Consider the following 16,088-nt stretch of genomic DNA (forward strand, 5'->3'; position numbering starts at 1 on the left):
TCCCTTGTCCCCAGGGGCGGTTGGTGCCGGAGGTGCGCAAGTCGGCTTGCACACCCGGCGTCCCCCGAGTGCCGGTGAGGGCGCGGGGGCGGGCTTTCGCTCCCGTTCGGCCGCTGAGCTTTGGGAACCGGCTCGTACGGTGCCGACAGTTGGTAGCCTGTATCGGTCTCGCGGCCGGTGCGTCCGGCGATCCGGAGTCCGGTGCCGCCGCGGGAGACGCAACAGCCCTCCTGTCACGGAGAGACCGTGACCGCATCAGTCCAGAGGAGGTAGGGACAGCATGCGTCGTTACGAACTCATGACCATTCTCGACCCCGCCATCGACGAGCGCACTGCCACCACCGCGCTCGACCCGTTCCTGAAGGTCGTCAAGGACGGCGGCGGCACCGTCGAGAAGGTCGACGTCTGGGGCCGCAGGCGCCTGGCGTACGACATCCAGAAGAAGTCCGAAGGCATCTACGCGGTGATCGACCTGTCGGCCGAGCCTGCCACGGTCAAGGAGCTCGACCGGCAGCTCAACCTGAGCGAGTCGATCCTCCGCACGAAGGTCATCCGCCCCGAGGTCCACTGAGCCAGGCTCAGCCCTCACAGCAGCCGGAGCGAGCCCCATGGCAGGCGACACCGTAATCACGATCGTCGGGAACCTCGTCGAGGACCCGAATCTGCGTTTCACCTCGAGCGGCCAGGCGGTCGCGTCCTTCCGCATCGCCTCGACCCCGCGGTTCTTCGACCGCCAGTCGGGTGACTGGAAGGACGGCGAGGCACTGTTCCTCACCTGCAACGTCTGGCGGCAGGCCGCCGAGAACGTGGCGGAGACCCTGCAGCGCGGCATGCGGGTGATCGTGCAGGGCCGACTCAAGCAGCGGTCGTACGAGACCCGCGAAGGTGAGAAGCGCACCGTCTTCGAGGTCGAGGTCGACGAGGTCGGCCCGTCGCTGCGCAACGCCACCGCCAAGGTCAACAAGACCCAGCGGCAGGGTGGCGGCGGAGGCGGCTTCGGTGGGGGCGGCGGCCAGGGTGGCGGCGGCTTCGGCGGCGGCCAGCAGGGCGGCGGTTTCGGCGGCGGCGGCCAGCAAGGCGGCGGCTTCGGCCAGCAGGGCGGAGGCGGTGCCCCGCCGGCCGACGACCCCTGGGCCACCAGCGGCAGCGGCGGCGGAGGCTACTCCGACGACCCGCCGTTCTAGGCTCGGACGCCGCGTCGACGTCGATCTCGTCGTTCCGGCGTGACCAGTAAGACCATGTACACGTCCATTCCCGCGTGAGCGGGGCTCTCCCAAAGGAGCACCACGATGGCGAAGCCACCTCCCCGCAAGCCGAAGAAGAAGGTTTGCGTTTTCTGCCAGGAGAAGATCTCCTACGTCGACTACAAGGACACCGGGCTGCTGCGGAAGTTCATCTCCGACCGCGGCAAGATCCGCGCCCGGCGGGTGACCGGCAACTGCACCCAGCACCAGCGGGACGTCGCCACGGCGATCAAGAACGCCCGCGAGATGGCGCTGCTGCCGTACACCAGCACCGCGCGCTGAGGCAGGAGGAACGATCATGAAGCTCATCCTGACCCAGCAGGTGTCCGGGCTCGGCGAGCCCGGTGACGTCATCGACGTCCGCAACGGCTACGGCCGCAACTACCTCGTCCCCCGCGGGTTCGCCATCCGGTGGACGCGCGGCGCCGAGAAGGAGATCGAGTCGATCAAGAAGGCGCGTTCGGCTCGCGAGATCGCGACCGTCGAGCACGCCAAGGAGGTCGCCGAGCAGCTCAAGGCGGTGCGAGTGAGGCTGCGCACCCGTACCGGCAGCGGTGGCCGCCTGTTCGGTGCCGTGACCGCCGCCGACATCGCCGACGCGGTCCGCGCGGCGGGTGGCCCCGACCTGGACCGTCGCCGCATCGAGATCGGCAACCCGATCAAGACCGTCGGCGACCACCGGGTCAGTGTGCGCCTGCACACCGAGGTCACCGCCACGATCGACATCAATGTCAGCGAGGCCTGACCAGGCATAGCACGAAACGGCCCCCGCGCCCGGGGGTCCCTGGCCGCGATCGGCTCGGCCGGATCGACGCGACGCCGTCGTCCCGACCAGGTTCGATAGGCGGGTGCGATTACGGTTCGTCCGATTTCGTCCAGGGACCCCATGTCTTTCGAGGCGGCGCGGGGGCCGTTGTGCTTTCTCGGTGTTTCATGTGAAACGTCCCTGAACCGCCCAGTGTTTGAAGTGTCGGTAACTGTCTAACTACGTTCCGTAACTAGTTCATCGCGGGATGAAGGGGGACGGTGTTGAACGCGCATTCGGAGGAGGAAGCGGACGGCCAGGGACGGAATGGTGCGTCGGTGACGCGCCGGGCGGTCATCGGCGGTGTGGTAGGAGCGGGGCTGTTGGAGGTGATGTCCATCGCGTGCCCCGGCCACAATGGAGCCATGGCAGATGATCTTCCGGGAGGCCCGAATGCGCATCCCGGAGCGGGCGACGCGGCACCGTTCACGGCGGACGCCCCACGCGTGTACACCCGCGCACAATGGCAGGCGCGCCCACCGCGCCGCACCGCCCGGGTCATCAACCGCCGTCCCGACCGCATCGTGGTCCACCACACGGCCACCCCGAACGCCAAGGATCGTTCGCTCGCCCACGCATTCGCGCTGTCCCGGTACATCCAGGACTTCCACATGAACAAGAACGGCTGGGACGACACCGGCCAGCAGCTCACCATCAGCCGCGGCGGCATCGTGATGGAGGGCCGCAACAGGAGCCTGCAGGCCGTCGAGACCGGTGCTCTCGCCGTCGGCGCGCAGGTCCTGCACCACAACGAGCACACCATCGGTATCGAGAACGAGGGCACCTACATGAAGAAGGGGGTGCCGCAGGACCTGTGGACATCTCTGGTGGAGGTGTGCGTCTGGCTCTGTAAGGCGTATTCGCTGGATCCGGCCGACGCCATTGTCGGGCACCGCGACTACAACAACACCAGCTGTCCGGGCGACGTCCTGTACGCCCGTCTGCCCGAACTTCGGCGGGTGGTGGCGGAGCGCCTGAGCATGTCGCCGTCTCCGGGTAATGGCGTGGAGGCCTCCGGCCCCATTCTGCCGATTCTCCCGCGGCTGGACGGTCTCCACTGACGGGCATTGCGCCTTCTTCGCCACTCTGGAAACACGTTCTGACCAGTCTTCCCGGTTTGAGTGGTCGGTCGGCGTATATGGACTCTGGCTGAGAGTCGTCCGTCAGGGACTCAACAAGCCTTGGACACCTGCCGAGCGAGGCCTGTCCGGTGGCGATCCGTTGCCGTCGGGTCGGCGGTCAACGGTTTCATGGTGGTCAGGACGGGCGGGCCATTGATTCGCGGTCCGAGCGGGGCCAGACATAGGGGTAGGTCGCTCACCGATCGCGACGCCCTCGACTTCGCCTCCCCGGCGACCGGGCACCTGACGTTGCGCCCTACGCTTCGCCCGACCGTGCGAGGCCGCCTTCACACCGGGCCGGGAGATCGTGCGTGACCGCACAGCGAGCCGCTTCGTGCGCGTCCCGCGCCTCCGCGTCGTCATGCTTATGATTCGCCCGCGCTCTTGCCCCAGCCTGCCGCGGTCGGACGGTTCGCGCCGGAGTGATCACGCGAACCGCCGTCGGTGATGGGAGGAACGGCGGGAAGCTGGCCCGCGTTGCCGTCGTGAGGCCGTGCGGGCGCGCGAGGCGGTCACGTTTCGGGGGTCGTGTAGCGGGTGCGGCGGCGGGCGATCTCGGGGTCGATGCCCTCGACGAGCGACCAGATGCCCGCGACCCGCTCCACCAGCGTCTCCGGGGGCAGACCGGTGAGGCCCTCCGCCGCCAGGTCGTCGATCGCCTGGGTCAGCCGGGCCATCCGCTCGCCGTGTGTGGAACACATGTTCGAATAGTAGCGAGTGTGATGGCCGGTGCGGGTGCGCATCGCGGAATCGGCGCGGATCGGCGAGGGGTACCGATCAACGGACGGCGCCGGTGACCAACCAGCGATCGCCACGGGCGCGGAGCCCCAGGGTGAGCATCCGGACGAGCATCCAGAGCCCGATCGCCGCCCACAGCCCGATCAGGCCCGCGTCCACCTGATAGAGGACGATGGCTGCGGGGAGGAAGACGATCGTCGCGAGCAGGGAACTCACGGCGAGATACGCGCCGTCGCCCGCGCCGATCAGGATTCCGTCCAGGACGAAGACCACTCCGGCGACCGGTTGCTGCACCGCCACCAGGAGCAGCGAGACCAGCAGCCGGTCGCGGACGCCGCCGTCCGCGGTGAACAGGCCGGGCAGCCACGGCCGGACGGCGAGGATCGCCAGGCCGAACACGACGCCGCAGCCGACACCCCACCAGACCATCCGGCGGGTGACGGCGCGGGTGCCCGGAACGTCGGACGCGCCCAGATGGCGTCCGGTGATCGCCTGCCCGGCGATGGCGATGGCGTCGAGGGCGAACGCCAGCAGCGTCCACACCTGGAAACCGACCTGGTAGGCGGCGATCTCCTCGTCCCCCATGCGGGCCGCGATCGACGTTCCGACGAGAAGGACGACGCGGAGCGCCGCCGTCCGGACCACCAAGGCCAAGCCCGCCGTGGCCGACGTCCGCATCCCCGCCAGATCGGGACGAACCGGTGAGCCGTACCGTCGGGCGGCCCGCAGCACCACGGCGACGTAGACGGCGGCGCTGCCGGTCTGGGCGAGGACCGTGCCCCACGCCGAGCCTGCGATCCCCCAGTCGAGGACGAGCACGAACACCACGTTGAGCAGCAGGTTCAGCGAGAAGCCCGCGATGGACACGACGAGGGGAGTGCGGGTGTCCTGGAGTCCGCGCAGCACGCCCGTCCCGGCGAGGACCACGAGCATGGACGGGATCCCGAAGAGGCTCACCCGCAGGTATGTCTCGGCGTACGGGGCGACGGTGGCGGACGCGCCGAACGCGTCGACGATCGTGGGCACCAGCGGCCAGCCGACCACGATCAACGCGGCCCCGAGGGCGAGCGCGAGCCACATGCCGTCGATGCCCTGCCGGACGGCCGCCCGCATGTCCCCGGCGCCGACCTGCCGGGCGACCCCGGCCGTCGTCCCGTACGCGAGGAAGACGCACAGGTAGACGAGGGTGCTGAGGGCCTGACCGGCCACGCCGAGGCCGCCGAGCGGCGCGGTGCCGAGGTGTCCGACGATCGCCGCGTCCGAGAGCAGGAACAGGGGTTCGGCGACGAGCGCACCGAAGGCGGGCACGGCCAGCCGCAGGATCTCGCGGTCGTGCGCGGTCGCGAGCCGCCGCCGGGAAGTCGTCGTCACCGCCCGAGGCTACCAGGCTGTAATTTTCCTAGCGAGTTCACGCCTTACATTCGGTCGGATCGTCGACTTTTCTTCGCGCACACCCGGTGGATGAAGTTCTCGCAGGTCAACCAGGGTGGTGCAAGGGCACTCCCCAGAACTTCCACAGAGTTGTCCACAGGTCGTGCACAACCCGCTCGGCGTGTCTGCACAGGCTGTCCACAGTGTTATCCACAGGCTGCTTTGCTCGCGGCGGCGTTGGCTCGGGAGAATGTCCGACGCTTCCGGTAGACGTGTGACTGGACGGTCGGTGATGGGCGGACGGGGCCGCCGGCGACCGAGACGAAGGGGGTGCGGACGGTGAGCGTGGCCGAGATTGGACCTCCCGACCCCGAGTTCGAGCGCACCCCACCGCATGACATCTCCGCGGAACAGGGCGTCCTCGGCGGGATGCTGCTCTCCCAGGACGCCATCGCCGAAGTCGTCGAGCTGCTGCGCACGCCCGACTTCTACCGTCCGGCGCACCAGATCATCTACGACACGATCCTCGACCTGTACGGCCGTGGCGACCCGGCGGACGCCGTCACCGTGGCCGGCGAACTGACCAAGAACGGCGAGATCGGCCGCATCGGCGGCGCCCCCTACCTGCACACCCTGATTTCTTCGGTGCCCACCGCGGCCAACGCGGGGTACTACGCCAAGATCGTCCATGAGCGGGCGATCCTGCGGCGCCTGGTGGAGACCGGCACCCGCATCGTCCAGATGGGCTACGCCGCTGACGGGGCGGACGCCGACGAGGTCCTCGACCGCGCCCAGGCCGAGGTCTTCGCGATCGCCGAGAAACGCGCCGGAGAGGACTACGTCGCCCTCAGCGAGATCATGCCCGGCGCCCTGGACGAGATCGAGGCCATCGGCAGCCGCGGCGGCCAGATGGTCGGCTGCCCCACCGGCTTCGCCGACCTCGACGCCCTCACCAACGGCCTCCACCCCGGCCAAATGATCGTGGTCGCCGCCCGACCCGCCATGGGAAAGGCGACAAGTCTGGACACACCCCTCCCTACCCCAACCGGGTGGACCACGATGGGAGAGGTGTCCGTCGGCGACTACTTGATCGGAGCCGACGGCAAGCCGACACGTGTCGTCGCCGCGACCGAGGTCATGCACGACCGTCCCTGCTACGAGATCGAGTTCTCGGACGGCGAAGTGATCGTCGCCGACGCCCAACACCAGTGGCGCACCACGACCCGCGCCACCCGCCGCCAACCCGACGAGCCCAGCGCGACCAAGGCCCGGCCCCACACCGCGATCAACCGCGTCCAACGAACAACATCGGGCTCCGACGACCAGCCTCATGGGGCCGTCTCCTATCGACAGTCGATGGCCGAGGTCGCTTCGGTATTGAGCCACGCCTTGCACGCGGTCCCTCAGCAACTCGGCGACGGCGCCGAGGCCCACGCAAGCACGGAGATCAGGGCGACCCATGCCCGGTCCGAAGTCGCAGCCAACTGTGTCCTCTCGGCGACGACGGCCGCTGACGACCAGCTTGATTCGTATCGCCAGGCGATGGCAGAGGCCGGTGCAGCGTTGAGCCACGCCCTGCACGCGGTCCCTCAGCAACTCGGCGACGGCGCCGAGGCCCACGCAAGCAGTGAGAACAGGGCGACCCATGCCCGGTCCGAAGTCGCAGCCAACTGTGTCCTCTCGGCGCCGGCGGCCGCTGACGACCAGCTTGATTCGTATCGCCAGGCGATGGCAGAGGTCGGTGCAGCGTTGAACCACGCCCTGCACGCGGTCCCTCAGCAACTCGGCGACGGTGCCGAGGCCGACGCGCGTGAGACCAGGGCGACCCGCAGCTGGTCCGTCGCCGAGATCGACCGCGATCAATGGGCGGCTCCGGACGCCGACCGGCGATCTGTTGGGGTGGTGGACGTCGGTGCGGGCTCCAGAAGCGCCTTGCCCGCGGTCACTGGGCAATCGGGCCATCTCGGCGTTGCAGACACGAGCACCACAAGCCCCCAGATTCGCTACGAATGCACCCGTCCTAACCAGGGGCTCCCACACCGAGCGGCACGTCCGACGAACTCTGCGGCCCCGACGCGGCCTCGACCGATCAAGACCACCGAAGAGATCGCCGCGACCGTACGCTGCGCCGACGACGACCGCCCGAACCATGCCGTCGAGGTGGCCGCCCCCTTCCAGCTTCCGAATGCAGACCTTCCCATCGAGCCCTACGTGCTCGGAGCATGGCTCGGGGATGGACGCAGCTGGGAAGGTGGCCTCACCTGCTTCGACAAGGAGATCCTGGAGGAGATCGAGGCGGCCGGACAGCCCGTCGAGCGGCACCCCACCCCGGGCCAGTTCGATCTCCCGGGCCTGACTCGCAAGATCAAAGAAGCGGGTCTGTGGCGGAACAAGCGCATCCCGGCTGCGTACCTGCGGGCGTCCGAGGACCAGCGGCGAGCGTTGCTGGCGGGGATGCTCGACACCACCGCACACGTGACCGAGACCGGGCGGGTGCAACTCGCGCTCGTCAACAAGCGGCTGGCCGAGGGCGTCCACGAGCTGATTCTCAGCCTCGGCCACCGCGCGACGATGACGACCGAGACCTCGACCGTCCACCGGATCGATTTCACGCCCGCCGAGACGGTGTTCCGGTTGCCGCGCAAGGCGGCGCGGCAGCGTAAGAGCGTCCACCCCTCGACGCGGGTGCGGTACATCGTGGACGTCCGGCCGGTCGAGAGCGTGCCGGTGCGATGCGTCCAGGTCGACAACGCCGACCACATGTACCTGGCCGGACGTTCCTGCATTCCGACGCACAACTCCACCCTCGCCCTTGACTTCGCGCGCGCCGCGTCCATCAAACACGGTCTGACCTCGGCGTTCTTCAGCCTGGAGATGGGGCGCAACGAGATCACCATGCGGTTGCTGTCCGCGGAGGCGCGGGTGGCGCTGCACGCGATGAGATCGGGCACCATGCAGGACGAGGACTGGACGCGCCTCGCCCGGCGAATGAGCGAGGTCGCCGAGGCCCCGCTGTTCATCGACGATTCGCCGAACATGTCGATGATGGAGATCCGAGCCAAGTGCCGAAGGCTCAAACAGCAGCACGACCTGCGCCTCGTCATCGTCGACTACCTGCAACTGATGACATCGGGAAAGCGGGTCGAGAGCCGTCAGGTCGAGGTCTCGGAGTTCTCCCGCTCGCTGAAGCTCCTCGCGAAGGAGCTGGGTGTTCCGGTCATCGCGTTGTCGCAGCTCAACCGAGGTCCCGAGCAGCGGACGGACAAGAAACCCATGGTCTCCGACCTGCGCGAGTCGGGATCGATCGAGCAGGACGCGGACATGGTGATCCTGCTGCATCGCGAGGACGCCTACGAGAAGGAGTCACCGCGCGCCGGTGAGGCCGACCTGATCGTGGCCAAGCACCGTAACGGCCCCACCGCGACCGTCACCGTCGCCTTCCAGGGCCACTACAGCCGCTTCGTCGACATGGCCCAGTAGCCGAAATCGCCTCGACGGCAGGACGTTACGCTGGGGGAATGGTGGCAGGGAAGCGCCGCGCCCGGGTCGAGGACGTGCATGCCCTGGCCATGGAGATGCCTCATGTCACCGTCGAGCACGGCAAGAGCGGCAACCCCGTCTACCAGGTCGGCGGAAAGTCATTCGTGTTCTTCCGCACTCCCCGCCCCGACGCGGTAGATCCCGACACCGGCGAACGCTACCCGGACGTGATCGTGTTCTGGGTGCCGTCCGAGTCGGACAAGCTGGCCCTCGTCCAGGACGAGAACTCGCCGTTCTTCACCACCCCCCACTTCGACGGCCACCGCTCAGTGCTCCTCCGCGCGAGCCGCGTCGGCGAGCTCACACTGGAAGAGCTGACGGAGGTCGTCCAGGACGCGTGGCTGTCACAGGCATCACGCAGACGAGCGGACGCATGGCTGCGCAACCATCCGGTCTCGGAGCCCTGACAGCTCGTCGAAGCACAGCCGTGCTGGTCGCGATGCCGACCGAGGACGGTGAACTGCGGCGCCGACCCCCCCGAGCCGCCAGGCGACCGACCTGATTGAGCTGACGAATGGCCTTGAAAGCAAGCCTGACGCGTCCTCATCGCGGGATGCAGATGGCTCTTGCGGAGGCCGTGTTGTGGAGCGCGGGCAGTCACCTCACGGGCGCCAGTCCCCAATTCAAGGTGACGACCTCCCCAAGAGCAGCGGAGATCGTCCTAGACGCGCGCTTGTCGCAGACGTCGCGCAGGCGAGCGGACGCGTGACTTCGAAACCGTCCGACCCCAGGCCCGACGCCTGTGCTTCGCGGCATGAGGAAGTCCACGCAATGGCCGCCCTGGAGCCGTGGCGCGGAGCCCGGCCGGTAAGTGCTGGTGCCGGTTCTTGGGTGCGAGGTGAGCGACTTAAAGTTGGGGGACGTGGCGAGGCTGGGAGGGGGAGGGAGGGCGGAAAGTGTCGGTGCCGGTTTCTAGGGTGCTAGGTGACCGGCGTTGAGACAGGGGGACGTTGAGATGAGCATTGTTGTCACTACACCGACCGGACATGTGGGGTCACGGGTGGTCCGGTTGTTGTTGCAGGCGGGTGTTCGTCCGCGGGTGCTGGTGCGGGACCCGGGGCGGTTGGACGCGGGCACCCGTGAGCGCGTGGACGTTCGGCGCGGCGACATGACGGATGCCGCGTTCGTCCGCAAGGCGACGTCTGGTGCGCGGACGGTCTTCTGGGTCGACCCGACCCCGCACATGTCCGAGGACCCGATCGGAACCTCGGAGCGGACCGCCTCCGCCCTGGTCGACGCCGCCCGAGCAGGGGACGTCCAGCGGGTCGTGCTGTTGAGCAGTGTCGGGGCCGAGAAGCGTCACGGTGTCGGCCATATCGATGGGCTGGCGCGTATTGAGCAGTTGCTCGACGCTACTGGCGCCGACACGCTTCATTTGCGCTGCGGCTACTTCTTCACCAACCTTCTCCTGGATCTGGACGGCCTGGCCGCGGGCGTGTTGACCACGACCTTCCGGCCCGACAGGCCGATGGCGTGGGTCGATCCACGTGATGTCGGGGACGTCGTCGCCGCGCGGCTGCTCGACGACTCGTGGACCGGTCGTGTGGTGCAGGGCGTCCACGGGCCTGAGGACCTCACGTTCGAGCAGGTGGCGGAAACACTGACCGAGGTTCTGGGTAAGCCGATCCGGCTGAACGTCGTCGGTGACGACGATGTTCGTACCGCGCTGCGTTCGGCCGGTCTGCCGCCGGGCGCTGTGGAGGGCATCGTCGGGATGGCCGCCGGTACGCGCGATCTGGTGCCCGAGCAGCCGCGCGACGTGGTGACCACGACGCCCACACCACTTGCGGCCTGGGCCTACACCCACCTTCGTCCGCTGCTTGCTTAGGGGCGGGTATCGAGGTGCCGTCGGAGGGCGCGCCTTCGGGTTCACGCCGCAGCTAGGTCATCAGCAATGTTGATGTCACCTCGCAGGTGTCACTTATGTCCGGCTGCCCGTCGCCTGTTTGGGGGTTGGTGGGTGACTGGCCACTTGAGATACGGCCTGGTTGGTGGTTGTAGGCGGTCAGTGACCGTTTGATCGGGGCGTTGATCTGGGGCCTATATCTCCGCTCCTCGTCGCCGCTGGATGTACTGCCCATGGACGTTGGTGACGGCGACACGGGGTGGATGATCTTGAAATAGGGAGGACCTCCTGGCGTGGTGTGGAGCTACCACATAGCCACTCCACACCCCGGAGGTCCTTGTGCCCCACCGTAACGCGCCACTGTGTGAGCGGTACGGGGTTGGGCCGTCCGGTGGCGGATCGCGTTGGGGCGAGGGCGAAGCGGCTCGTCCGCCAAGGTCATCGCCGGGGTCACTACCGGCCGCGATCTCACCGACAGTGCCGTCAGGAGAACATTTGCCGGGCGGGTGTTGCCGCAGCAGGACGATGTGCGGGGCCTGCGTCCTAGGGCGAACGCCGCATTTGGGTGTGCTGGTTGTCCTGTGGTTGGCCGGCCAGCAGCTTGGCTGGTGATCAGCGCCGGTTGGAATTACAGCGGAGCGGGGCGGGACGGTGACACGCGTCGGCTTGGCATCGTTGAGCATCGGAGGCGCCCCTGCGAGGCTGGTCTACCGACAGCCATCCAAGTGCGGTCCTGGGTCTTTTCGGGCTGGTCATGGGCGCTTTTTTGCCGTTGTCCGCGGCCGGTCTCGGCTGTGGGTGTTGCCTTGGCGGTTGATCATTCGTCCTGGGGAGGGGCTGGTGGGGTCGGGCATCGGGGGGTGAAGGGCGGGTCGGTCGCGGTCAGTAGTGATCAGTGTCTTGACTGATCGACAAAGCCGATTCACGCTTGGCGCAACTGACCGGTCAGTGTCCCCTCCCCCACGTTCATCAGGAGACTGGATGCTGTCGCGGGTTTCATCCCGCGCGGCGGCCGCCCTGGTGGCCCTTGTCGTGCTCGTCGGCGTGCCTGTGCACGCCGACGCGTTCGGCGCGGGCGCCTCGGTGAGACTGACCGCGCAGGCCAAGAACATCCCAGCGCCCAAGAGTTTTTTCGGCTTCGCCATGGGCACGACCGGAAAGCTCGCCGGATTCGACAAGATCAAGCAGTATCTCCGACTGATCGCCGACCGGTCCGACCGGGTGAACTACCAGGTCGTCGACAGAACAACGATGGGTAACGACTACCCCGTGTTGTTCGTGAGTTCGCCTCGAAATCTGCGGAACCTCAATCAGATCGTGCGGGACAACCAGCGGCTCGCCGATCCGCGTGGGATCTCCGAGCAGGAGGCCCGCCGACTGTCCGAGCGGAGTAAGCCCATTTACCTGATCGAGGGCACGTTGCACTCCACGGAGGTCGGCAACACGCAGGCGTTGATGGACATCGTCCACCGGTTCGCCACCGAGGATTCCGACTACACCGATACCGTGCTCGACAACGCGGTTCTGCTGGTGGTCCCGTCCGCGAACCCGGACGGTCAACATCTTGTCGTCGACCATTTCAACAAGACCGCGGGTACTGCTTACAACCGCGTCTACCCGGACCTGTACCACCGGTATGTCGGTCACGACAACAACCGTGACTGGTTCATGTTCACGCAGCGGGAGTCCCGCACTCGTGTGTTGTTGGAGCAGACGTACCGGCCGGTCGTCGCGCACTACATGCACCAGGCCGGTACTACGGGTCCACGGTTGTGGACGCCTCCTTACGACGAGCCGCTCGGCAGTGGCGTCGACCCGATCACGCTCCAGTCGGCGACCTTGCAGGGGCAGCACGCGGCGCGCGCGTTGACCGCCGAGGGGAAGAAGGGCGTCGGCACCGACGACGCGTACGGCATTTTCTGGAACGCCGACGTGATGGGGTTCTCCACGTTCCTCGGCACGTCGCTGTTCCTGACCGAGATCGCCAGCGCCCGGGATCTCGCGTACCCGTACACGTCGTCCGACGGTAAGCCGCTCGGTTCGCAGAACCGGACGATGCGGATGCTTCAGCCGTACGACAAGGACACCTGGACGCTGGAGCAGATCGTCGCGTACGCCAAGACGGCCGCCTACGCGGGGATCGAGAATGTCGCGAAGAATCCTGAGTCGTGGTTGTTCAACAACCTCTACCAGACGGCTCGGAACGGGGTGGCTCTGCCGGATGTCGAGCCGGGCACTCCGCAGGCGTACGTGGTCCCGGCCGGGCAGCGCGACCCGTTCGCGGTCCTGGAGATGATGCGGATCTTCGAGTTCGGACGCGTGGAGATCGACCAGGCCACCGCTCCGTTCACGGCGGGCGGCAAGACATACCCGGCGGGCTCGTACGTGCTGCGCACCCGGCAGCCGCTCGGCCGCTGGATCAACCAGCTGCTCGAGATCGACAAGTATCCGGAGACCGCGGCGCGCAAGTGCGGTCAGTGTCCGCTGATCATGCCGTACAGCGAGACGACCGACAATGTCGCCCTGTTGCTCGGGGTGGACGTCGACCCGATCAAGGAGCAGGTCAAGGCGTCGTTGCGGCGCGTCCAGCAGGTGCGTCCCGAGCAGGTGCGGATGCCGGCGTCGCCGCAGGGGGCCTACCTCGTCGGGCCGGAGTCGTATGGCGTCGCGCACGTGCTGTCCCGATTGCAGAAGGCGAACGTGCCGACGTTCCGGTCGGCGGAGGAGTTCAAGGCCGTCGACCGGACGTTCGCGCCGGGCACGGTCGTGGTCCCGCCGACGGCGCAGGCCCGGCAGGTGCTCCAGCGCGTCTCGGCGGACACCGGGCTGCCGGTCTATGGGACGGACAAAGCGCCCAAGGTGGATGGCTTCACCCTCAAACCCGGCACCAAGGTCGGGTTGATCCGCGGGGCGAACAACATGCCCGGCGGCTGGATGACGTGGATGTTCGACCACTACGGCATCGACTACAAGGTGGTCTCCGCCGACGACTACGCCGATCTCGCCGGGAAGTACGACACGATCGTCCTGGCCGATGGGGTGTCCAAGAACACCATCGTCACCGGTCTGGACCCGGCGAAGAACCCGCCGGAGTTCCGGTGGGCGCGCGGTGTCGGCGAGGAGGGCTGGGGCAAGCTCGCGGACTACGTCTCCGCGGGCGGCAACCTGGTCGCGATCGGCAGCGCGTCGGAGACCGCGCGGCAACTCCTCGATCTGCCGGTCGAGAACGCGGCGTCGTCCCAGCTCAGCGCGCCGGGTTCGTTGCTGCGGGCGTCGTACGACCCGAAGGTCCCGGCGGCCTGGGGAATGCCGAAGTCCGGCGCGGTCTGGTTCAACCGGGACGCGGCGTACAAGGTCACCGGCGACGGCCGGGTCGCGTCCCGGTACCCCGGCGACGGTGAGTTGCTGGTCAGCGGCTACGCGCAGGGCACGGCGACGCTGCACGGGCTGGCCAATGTGGTGTCGTTCGAGGTCGGGAAGGGGCATGCCACCATCGCGGGTAGCGAGATCACCTTCCGGAGCTGGCCGCGGCAGACCTGGCCGATCGTCGTCAACTCGATCTATCAGGGGCCGTCCAAGCCGACGAAGTCCGGTGTGACGGACGACGGAAGCTAAGGCCGTCCTCGATCGCGGTCGGTGAGCCGTCCGGGCTCGCCGGCCGCGATCAACGTTCGGACCGGCAGGGGGCTGCTCAGGAGGGCATTGCGTTGATCAGCGCGGTCAGGTCGGGGGTGTCGCCGTGGACGTCGGCGAGCCAGGGGTCGTGGACGTACTCGAAGTCGTAGGTCGCGGTGTCGAGGAGGCCGATGCCGCCCGCCGCGACCTGTTGCCGGGGATTGATCGGGTCGGGGGACCTCCGGTGGACCTTGGGCGGGACGAGTTGGGCGAGCGCATAGGAGGTCGTCGTCCCGTATCGGCGTGGCCCGTTCTCGTGGTGGTAGTGGCCGCCGACGTGCAGGCGGGGTTGCAGGTGTTCGAGGAGGCGGGTCAGCTTCGGTGATCCCTGGACGGTGTCGCGGTAGGTCGACATGCCGTAGGGCCCGTCATGGGTGACCAGGATGTCCACGCTGCCGGGTTCGGTGTGGAGGAGGCGGTCGTAGGCGGCGGCGTCGTAGTCCGTGGGGCCCGGCAGCTCGATCTTTCCGAGGAATGCCGTGCGCCGCCCCGCGACCTCGGTGATGTGTCCGCAGGCGACGTGGTGGTAGGCGCCCAGCGGGTCGACCGGTGTCACGGGGGCGGCACGGGTCTTGTGGAGGCCGGCGAGCCATGTGTGATCCTCGTGGTTGCCGCTGAGGAACAGGATCGGGGGAATGTGCGCGAGCGCCAGCCGGACGCCCTCGGCCAGGTGGGGAGAAGGATCGAGGAGGTCGAAGAAGGCGTCCTGAGCCGGATTGTCGGCTCGGAACCGGCGGCTTGCGTCGTCCCACCGGTCGGGACTGGGAAAGGCACCGAGATCTCCGACCTGAATGACGGCGTCAAGCCGGATTCCTCGGTGGCGGGAAAGTGCAACGGCGGCTCCTAGAGCGTGCAGGACGCACCCATGGACATCACCGATGAACGCTATTCGCATTGTTTTCCTTGGCAGATTTCCAAAATGTCTTCAGTGGTTCAAGTAGGCCATATGCGGCTACCCGAGGTAGAGCTGACCTGGGCGTCGGTAATGGTGCTGCGCCGGTGAGGCGCCCGACGCGACACCTCCCCGATGAACCGCAGGAACGCCCTTCGGAGAAGTCTGGATGGCAAGGTATCCGGCGCCGGCGCGGACGGGAGGCTGCCCTCGCCACCCGCGATTTCACCTCGGAGGACTCCGCGGAGGTCGCCGACATCATCGCCCTGACGCTCCAACCGTCCTACGCCCGGGACACTCTGGCGTCCCACGAGAAGTCCTTGGCAAGCTTTCCCTGTACCCGAATCTGTGGCGCGTGGCCGAGCCGAGCCGGCAGGGCCGGCAGGGGCGCACGGCGATCGTGGGCCTGCCGTGGATCGGCGCCAGTACGCGCGGCGATTCGGCGTGGGTGGCCGGCGCCATGGTGTTGTGCGGGCCGGTGACCTGCTCGGTAGGCGGCGGCGAGCGCGACACGGAAGCACAACTGGGGCGCTGGTCGGGCTCGCGCCGGAATCTTTGGGGGCTGCTGGGGACGATAGGTGCAGACTAATCGGTAGGAATCTCTCCGTCGTCTCATGTTCTTCGAATGACCGGTAGAAGTCCGCCCTGGTGTTGGGGGCACGGGGTACGGCTGTGGGTTGCTGCTGCACCCGTCATCTCTGAAACTCGTGTCGCTGTTTTCCGTCTCCGACCGGGTGGAGTCCGTCGCCGGCCCCGGAGACGACGATGGCAAGGACGCGATTCGCGCTCCTTGCCATTTTCAATGTATAGCGCACCGGGGGGCTTGTGGCAAGACCCCGGTCGTGTTGCAGAATCG

12 protein-coding genes are annotated in these 16,088 nt (G+C 67.7%); 9 read left to right on the forward strand and 3 right to left on the reverse strand.

The window, feature by feature from the left end; all coding sequences use genetic code 11:
* Positions 1 to 280: 280 nt before the first annotated feature.
* The 5 genes from rpsF (at position 281) to BZB76_RS03780 (ending at position 3,110) form a co-directional block, all read left to right on the forward strand.
* The gene (rpsF, locus tag BZB76_RS03760; protein WP_121432854.1) at positions 281 to 571 is read left to right on the forward strand and encodes a 30S ribosomal protein S6; all 291 of its coding nucleotides are present in this window, start codon (positions 281 to 283) and stop codon (positions 569 to 571) included.
* 37 nt (positions 572 to 608) lie between these two features.
* On the forward strand, positions 609 to 1,184 hold the full coding sequence (locus tag BZB76_RS03765) for a single-stranded DNA-binding protein (RefSeq protein ID WP_121432855.1): 576 nt from the start codon (positions 609 to 611) through the stop codon (positions 1,182 to 1,184).
* Positions 1,185 to 1,289: 105 nt separating this feature from the next.
* On the forward strand, positions 1,290 to 1,526 hold the full coding sequence (gene rpsR, locus BZB76_RS03770) for a 30S ribosomal protein S18 (protein ID WP_019631633.1): 237 nt from the start codon (positions 1,290 to 1,292) through the stop codon (positions 1,524 to 1,526).
* 16 nt (positions 1,527 to 1,542) lie between these two features.
* Positions 1,543 to 1,989 carry a 50S ribosomal protein L9 gene (rplI, locus tag BZB76_RS03775; protein WP_121432856.1) on the forward strand — a complete coding sequence of 149 codons (447 nt, stop codon included), beginning with the start codon at positions 1,543 to 1,545 and terminating at the stop codon, positions 1,987 to 1,989.
* A gap of 425 nt (positions 1,990 to 2,414) precedes the next feature.
* The gene (locus tag BZB76_RS03780) at positions 2,415 to 3,110 is read left to right on the forward strand and encodes a peptidoglycan recognition protein family protein (RefSeq protein WP_246006733.1); all 696 of its coding nucleotides are present in this window, start codon (positions 2,415 to 2,417) and stop codon (positions 3,108 to 3,110) included.
* 572 nt (positions 3,111 to 3,682) lie between these two features.
* On the opposite strand, the gene BZB76_RS03785 is transcribed toward BZB76_RS03780, so the two are convergent.
* Entirely contained in the window at positions 3,683 to 3,871 is a 189-nt protein-coding gene (locus tag BZB76_RS03785; RefSeq protein ID WP_117397984.1) for a hypothetical protein, read from the reverse strand.
* Positions 3,872 to 3,947: 76 nt separating this feature from the next.
* The gene (locus tag BZB76_RS03790) at positions 3,948 to 5,279 is read right to left on the reverse strand and encodes an MATE family efflux transporter (protein WP_121432857.1); all 1,332 of its coding nucleotides are present in this window, start codon (positions 5,277 to 5,279) and stop codon (positions 3,948 to 3,950) included.
* Positions 5,280 to 5,618: 339 nt separating this feature from the next.
* On the opposite strand from BZB76_RS03790, the gene dnaB reads away from it, so the two are divergent.
* The 4 genes from dnaB (at position 5,619) to BZB76_RS03810 (ending at position 14,280) form a co-directional block, all read left to right on the forward strand.
* Positions 5,619 to 8,759, forward strand: a complete 3,141-nt coding sequence (gene dnaB, locus BZB76_RS03795) for a replicative DNA helicase (protein WP_121433431.1) — start codon at positions 5,619 to 5,621, stop codon at positions 8,757 to 8,759.
* 38 nt (positions 8,760 to 8,797) lie between these two features.
* Entirely contained in the window at positions 8,798 to 9,226 is a 429-nt protein-coding gene (locus tag BZB76_RS03800) for an MmcQ/YjbR family DNA-binding protein (protein WP_121432858.1), read from the forward strand.
* A 548-nt stretch (positions 9,227 to 9,774) separates the two neighbouring features.
* Entirely contained in the window at positions 9,775 to 10,647 is an 873-nt protein-coding gene (locus BZB76_RS03805) for an NmrA family NAD(P)-binding protein (RefSeq protein WP_121432859.1), read from the forward strand.
* A gap of 999 nt (positions 10,648 to 11,646) precedes the next feature.
* Positions 11,647 to 14,280, forward strand: coding sequence for a M14 family metallopeptidase (locus BZB76_RS03810; protein ID WP_121432860.1), 2,634 nt, complete (start codon positions 11,647 to 11,649; stop codon positions 14,278 to 14,280).
* 76 nt (positions 14,281 to 14,356) lie between these two features.
* On the opposite strand, the gene BZB76_RS03815 is transcribed toward BZB76_RS03810, so the two are convergent.
* Positions 14,357 to 15,235 carry a metallophosphoesterase family protein gene (locus tag BZB76_RS03815; protein WP_121432861.1) on the reverse strand — a complete coding sequence of 293 codons (879 nt, stop codon included), beginning with the start codon at positions 15,233 to 15,235 and terminating at the stop codon, positions 14,357 to 14,359.
* Between the last annotated feature and the right edge of the window lie 853 nt (positions 15,236 to 16,088).

This window comes from Actinomadura pelletieri DSM 43383, from assembly GCF_003634705.1.
In the GTDB taxonomy this organism is placed as follows: domain Bacteria; phylum Actinomycetota; class Actinomycetes; order Streptosporangiales; family Streptosporangiaceae; genus Spirillospora; species Spirillospora pelletieri.

Excerpts from the sequence above, each read along its gene's own strand:
- rpsR (WP_019631633.1), top strand. The coding sequence starts at position 1,290 with ATGGCGAAGCCACCTCCCCGCAAGCCGAAGAAGAAGGTTTGCGTTTTC.
- rplI (WP_121432856.1), top strand. The coding sequence starts at position 1,543 with ATGAAGCTCATCCTGACCCAGCAGGTGTCCGGGCTCGGCGAGCCCGGT.
- BZB76_RS03810 (WP_121432860.1), top strand. The coding sequence starts at position 11,647 with ATGCTGTCGCGGGTTTCATCCCGCGCGGCGGCCGCCCTGGTGGCCCTT.
- BZB76_RS03785 (WP_117397984.1), bottom strand. The coding sequence starts at position 3,871 with ATGTGTTCCACACACGGCGAGCGGATGGCCCGGCTGACCCAGGCGATC.
- BZB76_RS03805 (WP_121432859.1), top strand. The coding sequence starts at position 9,775 with ATGAGCATTGTTGTCACTACACCGACCGGACATGTGGGGTCACGGGTG.
- BZB76_RS03815 (WP_121432861.1), bottom strand. The coding sequence starts at position 15,235 with ATGCGAATAGCGTTCATCGGTGATGTCCATGGGTGCGTCCTGCACGCT.
- rpsF (WP_121432854.1), top strand. The coding sequence starts at position 281 with ATGCGTCGTTACGAACTCATGACCATTCTCGACCCCGCCATCGACGAG.
- BZB76_RS03780 (WP_246006733.1), top strand. The coding sequence starts at position 2,415 with ATGGCAGATGATCTTCCGGGAGGCCCGAATGCGCATCCCGGAGCGGGC.
- BZB76_RS03765 (WP_121432855.1), top strand. The coding sequence starts at position 609 with ATGGCAGGCGACACCGTAATCACGATCGTCGGGAACCTCGTCGAGGAC.
- BZB76_RS03800 (WP_121432858.1), top strand. The coding sequence starts at position 8,798 with ATGGTGGCAGGGAAGCGCCGCGCCCGGGTCGAGGACGTGCATGCCCTG.